This window comes from Streptomyces sp. NPDC088354 (assembly GCF_044753585.1).
Classification (GTDB): Bacteria; Actinomycetota; Actinomycetes; order Streptomycetales; family Streptomycetaceae; genus Actinacidiphila.
Genome location: NZ_JBIVNJ010000095.1, coordinates 1 through 8,742 on the forward strand (window position 1 = coordinate 1; position 8,742 = coordinate 8,742).

The following is an 8,742-nucleotide window of genomic DNA, read 5'->3' on the forward strand; positions in this document are numbered from 1 at the left end:
GTCGCGGGCGTCGGTCTTGGCCTCGCCGGGGTAGAGATCAGCGATTCGCCGCATCGTCAGGCCCGGCAGATAGGCGACACGACAGCCGGCGTCACAAGTCACGGCCCCGGGACAGCCTGCGGACGCTACGACGCAGCCCAGTTCACTCAGCGCTCACGCTGCTTGCCGTACGCCTGCGACGGTGCCGACAAGTTCGAAAGTTCGTCAATCAAGTCATCTAGACCCAAAGATCCCAGCGAGAGCGCAGCCATGTGCCAAGCCTTCAGATCGAAGGAGGAACCTTGTGCCCTGCGGGCTGCATCTCTACCGACAAGCCACGCTCGTTCCCCGAGCTTGTAGCCGATCGCTTGGCCGGGCATACCCAGGTATCGTACGATTTCGCTGTCAATGAAGTCAGCGGACCGGCCTGTATGAGCCTTGATAAATTCCTTCGCAAGCTCCGGCGTCCAGCGCTCTCCCGGATGAAAAGGGGAGTCAGCTGGAATTCTCAACTGCAGGTGCATGCCGATGTCTACGATGACACGGTTTGCACGCATCATCTGTCCGTCCAAATAGCCCATCCGCCACCCGGGATCAGAGTAAAAACCCAGTTCGTCCATGAGTCGTTCTGCGTACAAAGCCCAACCCTCGGTGTTCGCGCTCACCAGCCCCACTGTGGCCTGGTACCGGGACAGGTTCCCGGCGACGTGTACCCACTGGGCAAGCTGCAGGTGATGACCAGGCACACCCTCGTGATACCAGGTGGACACCAGGTCGAAGACGGGGAAACGTCTCTGGCCCATCGTCGGCAGCCAGGTCCGCCCCGGACGCCGGAAGTCTTCGGACGGAGCGGTGTAATACGGTGCCGCTGACCTGCCGGGTGGGGCAATTCGCACTTCCACGCGTCTGATCCGTTCAGCCAGATCGAAGTGCGTACCGTCGAGAGCCTCAATCGCCTCGTTTGTCAGCAGCTGCAGCCACGCCCGCACCTCTTCGACGCCTTCGATCGCCTCTCCGCGCTCCCGGAGATGCCGAAGTACTTCCCACGCGGGGACAACAGGAAGGACATTGGCTGCCTCGGCGACGATGTCATCCCGCAATCGGTGAAATTCCGACCAACCATAGGCATAGGCCTCCTCAAGGTCTACCTCCGTCCCGTTCCATTGCCGGACCCATCGGGCGTATCGTTCGCGACCGACGACATCGGGACAACCCGTGACGGCGGGACCGTAAGTCTCGCGGAGCCAGTCCCGCAGTTCAACGTAGGCCTCCGCTGCCGTCGCAGCAGAGGCGTCCAACTCCCCACGAAGGACCGAAGGGCCTCCGACGACCAACTCCCGGAACCAGCTTGGCCCTTGGCTATCACCCACCCATCTGGTGATCTGGCCGATCACCGATGCGACCTGCTTCGGGCCCGCGGGGAGCCCAGCGCTGAGGCCTTCCGTGAGCGAAGCGCGATAGCCGCGCAGCGCGGCAGGGACAGCCCGCAGGCGAGCAGCCATGTCGACATAGTCGTCCGGCGTTTCGGCCGGCATGAGGGTGAATGCCTCACGGATATTGTGAAGAGGCGATCTGAGGTTACGCACAGCCCGGAGGTGCTCCCGCGCTTCATGAATCTCCAGCTCCGCCGTAAGGCGCTCGCGCAGCAGGCGCGCGCAGCGCCGTTCGGCATCGCTGCAGGCGCCCGGTCGTGTCTCTGCCTCGCCCAATTGCCTCAGAGCGGTACGGGCGACTGCAGCTCTCGCGTCGGCACCAACAGGAGAGAGATCCGGTAGACATCGCACGCCGATGGGTGAGCCCAGTTGGGTGCCGAGAATAGGGTCGAGGTGCAAGAGGCTGTCAACATATTCATCGGCTACGTGACGAGGCAGTTTGTCGTTGCTGGAGCTTGGCATGTCATCCATCGTCGCCTACTGGAGCACCTTCAGCCACGCACGGTCGGTTAACCTCAGGAAGCATGGCACGCATGAACCACCGAAAGGCCCTCTCGTTCCATTTCAGCGAAGGCGAACTCCGAGATCACCACACTGACCGCGCCTACTTCCCGTGCAACGTTACGAACGCCGGCACGGCGCGATCCGTCGGCTGACGCCATCGCAGGGATGCTGACGTCGGTGTGGGCGCGAATTGAGGACGTCAATTTGGGCTGGCCCTGAAGGACCAAGCTTGCAAGCAGGACGCGACCGGCCGCCGCGTGACCTCCCGCATCCCAGCTACCCATCAGAGGCGGTGGCTGGGACGCATGACTCATGCCCCGCAATCCACGCACCCTCGCCCCTGCGGGCGATGTTGCGGGAACCATTCAGGTCAACGTGCACAACGACGCCGCACGACCTGCACTGGAATCGAGCCTGCCAAGCCCGATTTTTCTTGTCTCTGCAGTCGCATACGGAGCATGTCCACCGCGTCTACGCCGCGGCGACGTGCACCAGGGGCACGCCGACACGGCGCGCCTTGTACTCCAGGAACTGTCCGATTCGGACGAATGACTAGCCGTGCGTTCAACTGATCCGCGCTGCACGCAAAACGGACACCCTAGAGCCGACCGACAGGGCTCCAGATGGACGCGGTACCCGACATCCTACCAGGTCAGGCAGCGCTCATCGTACGACTGAGCAGCCGCCGGCCGGAACCCAATCGGCTTCGATTCCGCCTCCCTCGGCGCTTCGAAGCCAGCTTCCCCAAATTCCCGACCCTGATGTTCGCATGCAGAGCCGAGTACGCATCACGAACCTTCCTGATCACCTGCTGTGCAGCCCAGACACCCAAGCCCTCTGCTTTGCGTTCGGCGTAGGCGTCCTTCCACAGCCCTTACTCCCGGGGTACACCACGGTCAAGAGATGCCTGCGACACCCAGTTCGCAGCGTCATCGCATGCGCGCAGGATTGGACGCAACGCGGCCACCTGTTCGACGGTCGGCAACACCTTCACCTGCACGACAATCCTCACGCGACGAACCGTACATCTCGGCACTGACAACTGGGCTTCTGCAGACTACGGTGCCACCACGCCCGCATTCTGGCATTGGCAATCAGCTCAAACCAGCAGTAGACAAGGGCAGTGCGACGGCACAACTGCACGGCGCCACAGGTCAGAACTCGATTCCTCCCCGGCTACAGGCCCGGGGGTCCTTGCCGGAATCCACTGCACTTCGCCCAGGGTCGGGCGATGGGCCAGGGCGAGGGCAGCGATCCGTTCCTCCGCACACCGGGCTCGCCCTGGTCGCTATCGACCCCGCCTACACCTCAAGATAGAGACGGTAGCACTGGCTCAAAACACATGAGAACGACCGTGCCGTCGACCACCAGGTCGACGGCACGGCAGACACATTCCACGAGCCTTCCCTCCACAGCACAGCAGCTGTGGTGATCGGACAACGCGCCCTCGGCTATCCGGCATGGCGGCAGACCGGTGTGCCTGCCGCCTCCGGACGATCAGGAAGCAAAGAGCTACCAACCGGGCTGACCGGAGCAGGCCCGCCCGGCCGCATCCAACTCACCACGCCCAGGTACTCGAAGACAGTTCGCGGCGTCGACGTGTCAAGGACGACACGTTTCGGAGACGGTACGTGTTCGAAGCTGCCTGGCCAGCAAGCCGCACCGGGTCTAGGTAACCGGCCCGTCTCGCAGCTCGAGCAGGAACTGCCAGACCAGGACGCTCAGCACGAGATTCAGCAGCCCCTCCTCACCCAGACCGATGAGGGAGTACTTCAGCTGGGTCACTGCCTCATTCGTATCGGCTCGAACGGTGAAACGGCTGGATTCACCTCCCTCGTCACCGAATGTCTGCTCCTGGAATGCGTAGGCGGCATCGATCAGCTTGGTCAGAACGTCCTCACTGCTTACATCGACCGTCGTCAGAACGTATAGCCCCGCATCCACGTAGGCACTGGCCGCCAGTTTCCACGACGGCAGGCTCGCGGCATCCCGCGCAAGCTGACTGTTGATCTGCTCTCGGATGCGCGGATGTAGCCGGACAGCGCGACCAGTCGTCTTTATCCTTTTCAGCTTGGCTGCCGCATTGGCATCGAGGAGTCGCTTGTATGCAGGTGGCTTGTCCAGAAGTTCATTCTGACGGCGGGGGTTGAGGGACAACGCGGCTGAAGGCTGCTGGCCCCGGCGCGAGCCCACAACGAGGGACCTCGACGGGGCTGGCGGCGCAGGCAGCGCGGCCAGCGACTCCGGAGACATCGGCGCGTCCATGAGCGGGGCGGGCTGTGCAAGCGCATCGTGTGCCGCCATTCCGGCGGCCGAAGACCGGCCCCCATCGTGGCGCTCCTGCACACTGGAAGAAGCCTGGCTGGCTGGCTGCGTGCCGTGCTCCGCGATCCTGCTGGTGTCCGAAGCCGGCTGGGCCGCCTTTGTGTGAGCTGACACCGCGAACTCTGCCGGCTCGCTTCTGGGCGTAGCTGCGCTCGCGGTGCCGACGTCAATTACTGTGCCCGCACGGGGATGCGGGGCTGCATGCCCAGGCTCAGCGGCGTTGCCGACGGGCGGAGCCTGATACGGAGGCTGCCTGTTGTCCTGCGGCGGCCAGGACTCGGCAGGCGCTACGTCGACCAGGGCGACGGGTTCCGGTGCCGCAGGCGCGTGAGTTGCGTGCGGTGCCTCCTCGGCAGCCGTGCTCGTCTGGGTGCGGTCTACGTCCGAGGCCGCTTCCTGGCGGGGCACAAACTGTGGGGGTTCGCTGGCGAGCTTGCTCGCCTCCTCAACGGGGGCGGGGCTGTTTTTCGGTTGCGGGACCGTAGTTGGACTCTGATTGCCGGCCATTGAGGCTACAAAGCTCTGCTCGGCAGCTGCCGTACCCGCATTCACGGCACGGGCTGCGAATCCAGGAGGTGGCCCAACGCGCCGCGAGGCAGCCTTCTTGGCGGGCTTCTTCTTCGGTGACTCGGTCATGCGAGCGACGCTTCCGGCGTATTCCGGTGCTCGTTGATTCGCGCAAAGACCTCCTGCGCGAAGGTGCTGTACTCCTCCGCGAGTGGCCTATTGGGGTAGAGCAGCACTGCAGGACGACCCGTGGCGTATGCGGAAGAGATGAGCTCACTCGCTCGGATGGCCGTATCGAAGAGGTGATAGCTGTCGCTGTCAGTGGCCTGCTCGGGGAGCGCGGTGCGCGCCTCCGGGGCAGCGTCCTCGGTCTGCTCGTCGTACTCCTGCTCCCCGGCCTGGCCGCCCAGCAGCGTGCGCATGTGTCGTTCCTGCGCTGACTCTTTCCGGGGGGTCTCGTTGAGGAGCGTTCCCATGAACACCGGACGGCACGTGTTGCGGGTGCTCTGTGGCACCTTTTCGGTCTGGCCGCGGAGCGCGACGATCCCGCTGAACGAGGCGTACTTGCTCTCAGCGACGCCGATGACATAGTCCGAAGCAGCCAGCGCAAGCGCGTTGAGCTGGTTAGTCGTGGGAGGTGTGTCAATCAGTACGTAGTCGTAGTCGCGGAGACATGTCGAGATGAAGCGACGGAGAAGCGTCGTCGCCTCTACCGCCTTTTCGGCGTCGCGTCGGGACCCAGTCACCCAGTCCGAAAGCTCGTCCATGCTCTCCGTGTTGGTTCCGATGACGGCGAGAGAGCCACTCCCCTCTGCCTCCGCCACCATCTCGGAACGGTCGACGAGGAATCCACTGAGGTCGGTCAGCTGACCGAGACGGAAGAGCGTCAAGGCAGCACAGATGGTCCTCCCGTTCGGAAGTACATCCAGCCCGAGACCCGTACCAGACTGGCCCTGGGGGTCGAAGTCGATGATGCAGACCCGTGCTCCCCACAACGCCAGCTGGGCGCCGAGATTCAGCGTTGTCGTGGTCTTGCCGACGCCTCCCTTCTGGCTTGAGCACGCGAGTGTCGTTGTGTTGGGCATGACTCGTCCCTCTCTGCGGATCGACGGTTTGCGCGGTGACCCGAGCTGCTGGTGGGGCCACTGTAGCGGACGCAGGCTCGGTATCGAGCGACATCCACCGGTGACTTGGAAGGGTGGAACGCAGGGATCACGTCACGTCGGACACAAGATCAAACCGAACGCTTGCGGTGCAAGCGTTCGGTCGCGCACGCGAACGACTTCCAAAAAAGAGAAAGCAGCAACGCGAGCCGAACTTCCTTGGATCGCCAACAAATAGTGTTTTGCTGGACGTTGTCGGCACCTCAGCTTTAAACCTCCAACCTATTTCGCAAACTAAACGGGATTCATTTATTGCAACGCACGCCTTTGCTTTGACATTAGGTCGCCGGTTTTTTCGCGAACTACTACCTTAACTTCACCTCATTCGCGGCGAACAAGACGGTATTTACTGCCCCCATGACGGCCTTCCTCGGAGTGAGTCGTGGTGCAAGCCGTGGCGACAGTCGTGGTGTGAGATGTGGTTGTAGCTGTGGCGACAGTTGTGGTGCAAGCTGTGGTGCAGGTTGTGCATTTGTGAATCAGCAGCTCAGAGCATGTTTTTTGCAACTTGTTGACTTTTCTGTCAACGGCCGTACGGGGGAGCGGAGCGCCTGGTGTCACGTCAAATGCCATGTCTCACGGAGTCAGAGCGCTAGTTGCAAGCCGGTCATGGACACTCATCAGACAGCCCATCAGAACTCAATTGGTCGCCGTTCCTTATGTAGGGGCCTCGGGACTCAGTCGAGGACCCTCTGCATAAGGCGGCGACCAAGAACCCTGGCCTCCTGTGCCGCCGACGGCCCCTCAAAGCCGTGCCGTTACCCCGATCCAAAGTCGCCCCCTGTTGGAAAGGGGCATCCCACTTCGTGACAGTGGATTGCAGCCCCAGTCCCGTGGCTTCCCGGGTCGCTGCCGTCGCGCGGCGAATACCCTCACCATTCACCCCGGCAGCGTGACCGTCCACGCTGCCACGACCGGCGGGCCCATGCGGCGAGGAGGACGCGTTTGCGCAGGAGGTCGAAGGCGGCGGGCCGAACATCTAGCGCTTGATCATCTTGATCTTGTTGCTGTGGCCCTCGACGGGTCCGGAGCTGTAACTGAGGGTCAGGCCGACGACGACCGCATCGAGGTCCTGCATGAGATCGTTGGCGAAGCTGCGAAGGGCCGGAACCTGGTCCTGCTGGACACGTGTGATCAGCCCTTAAGCTCTCGTCTGCGGCGGTCGCCCATCAGCTCGGCAAAGGCCCTGACGTCCTCCGTGGTGGTGGCCGCACCGAGATCTGGGCAAGGATCTCCATAGGCTGCTGGGCGTATTCGTCGCGGAGGCAATAGGGATGCCGGGTGATCCAGCTTGTCACGTCCCTGACAGAAAGCTTGCGTCGCGGAGGGCTCTGAACTCGCTGGCCTGGCGGGCCGGCGCCCGGCTCGCGGACGTCCTGCACATCCCGATCAGCCGAACTACCTTGCTCAACGTGGTGATGGCGAAGCCCGATCCGTCCCGGCCCGCACTGCGTGTGCTCGGCGTCGATAACTTCGCCACCCCCCGCGGCCGACGCTACAGGACCGTGCTCGTCGACCTCGGGACGCACCGTGTCGTAAATTTCCTGCCCGGCCGCGGGAAAACGAGGCAGCGCGGGCCGGAGCATCCCAAGTCCGTCAGGTCGCGGACGCTTGGCACCTGTAGGACAACCTGACCCACACGGTCGAACGCACCGTGGTCACCGGCCCGTCCTGCCGGACACCGGCGGCGCCCCAGCAGGCCGACGCCGCGCGCACGAAGGCACCCCCTGACCCCGTTTCCGGCCCCGACACCGGCGCCGAAAACGGGTGGTCACCCGCACGCGGGAGCGATATCGGGCCGTCCAGGACCTGCTTGCCCAGGGATGGACGATCAGCACCATCGGACGCGAACTCGGACTGGCCCGACACACCGCCCGCCACTACGCACGCTGCGAGAACCCCGAAGCCGTAGCCGACCGCACCACCCGGCTGGACGCCTGGCGGCCCAACCTGATCAACCGCTGGAACCAGGGCTGCACCAACGCTTCCGCGAGATCCAGGCACACACCGCAAGCCGTGCGCCGCTTCCTCGTCCTCTGCGTGACACCGCGAAGGTCGCACCTGCGCCGCCGCCAAATCCGCAGGACCTCACCCGCTGGATCACCCGCCACTCCCGACGCTTACGAGCCGAGGAAGAAACAACTCGAACATGACTTAGCGTCATCGCTGCACGAAAATCTTGGCTGAGCCGATCGAGAAGCCGGCCTCGTCCTGGAAGACCAGCCAGGCCCCGAGCGGCGCCGCGGTACCTCGGCTCTTGCGGCCCCTCTCTTTGATCCACCCGGTCACCCGGTCCTCGTCAGGCTCCAGTGCCCGCAGAGCGGCGGGGACCTGGTGGCGCCCGCTGTTGCGCCGCAACATCAAGGCGATACCCGAGAGTCAGGGCTCTTGTGGAACCGGCAGCCGATCAGCGTCCTGATCCGGGACAGCCTCCACGTCTGGTACCGCCGCTACCAGGCCGAGGGCATGGACGGCCTACGCACTCGCTCTAAGACCCTAAAGACCTATCCGAACGTCTCCCATGTCGGGGTAGTCGGAGAGATCATCTATCTGCCGGAGAACCACCACTTCGAGCCTCAGAAGATCGCGATGTACCCCGAGCGGGACCACGACGTCACCATCAGTAAGTCGGGCGTCCGGCGCATCCTCAACCGACTGAACATGGGCCCCCGCCCGCCTGGTCGACAACCCATCTACTAGACGAGTAAGTCCTATGTGCTGGGCCGACGATCAGGTATGAACAGAGGGTGTTCAAGATCATGTTGTGACGCAAGACCTGAACACCCTCTTGACCGCACTGTACGTGAAGATCGACGACGAGCTGGGAGGAC

General features: G+C 63.5%; 5 protein-coding genes and 2 pseudogenes. 1 reads left to right on the forward strand and 6 read right to left on the reverse strand.

Annotated elements, in window-relative coordinates:
• The 6 genes and pseudogenes from ACIP98_RS41385 to ACIP98_RS41410 all read right to left on the reverse strand — a co-directional run.
• A pseudogene (locus tag ACIP98_RS41385) lies at nucleotides 1-102 on the reverse strand (transposase); the annotation flags it as partial.
• Nucleotides 103-146: 44 nt separating this feature from the next.
• Entirely contained in the window at nucleotides 147-1,874 is a 1,728-nt protein-coding gene (locus ACIP98_RS41390; RefSeq protein WP_401981928.1) for a DUF885 domain-containing protein, read from the reverse strand.
• A 318-nt stretch (nucleotides 1,875-2,192) separates the two neighbouring features.
• Nucleotides 2,193-2,321, reverse strand: a pseudogene (locus tag ACIP98_RS41395) (RNA-guided endonuclease TnpB family protein); the annotation flags it as partial.
• A gap of 1,263 nt (nucleotides 2,322-3,584) precedes the next feature.
• Entirely contained in the window at nucleotides 3,585-4,181 is a 597-nt protein-coding gene (locus tag ACIP98_RS41400; RefSeq protein ID WP_401981930.1) for a hypothetical protein, read from the reverse strand.
• Nucleotides 4,182-4,873: 692 nt separating this feature from the next.
• Nucleotides 4,874-5,833 carry a ParA family protein gene (locus ACIP98_RS41405; RefSeq protein WP_401981933.1) on the reverse strand — a complete coding sequence of 320 codons (960 nt, stop codon included), beginning with the start codon at nucleotides 5,831-5,833 and terminating at the stop codon, nucleotides 4,874-4,876.
• Nucleotides 5,834-8,071: 2,238 nt separating this feature from the next.
• Entirely contained in the window at nucleotides 8,072-8,272 is a 201-nt protein-coding gene (locus ACIP98_RS41410; protein ID WP_401981936.1) for a hypothetical protein, read from the reverse strand.
• Nucleotides 8,273-8,299: 27 nt separating this feature from the next.
• On the opposite strand from ACIP98_RS41410, the gene ACIP98_RS41415 reads away from it, so the two are divergent.
• On the forward strand, nucleotides 8,300-8,611 hold the full coding sequence (locus tag ACIP98_RS41415; RefSeq protein ID WP_401981939.1) for a hypothetical protein: 312 nt from the start codon (nucleotides 8,300-8,302) through the stop codon (nucleotides 8,609-8,611).
• Nucleotides 8,612-8,742 lie beyond the last annotated feature (131 nt).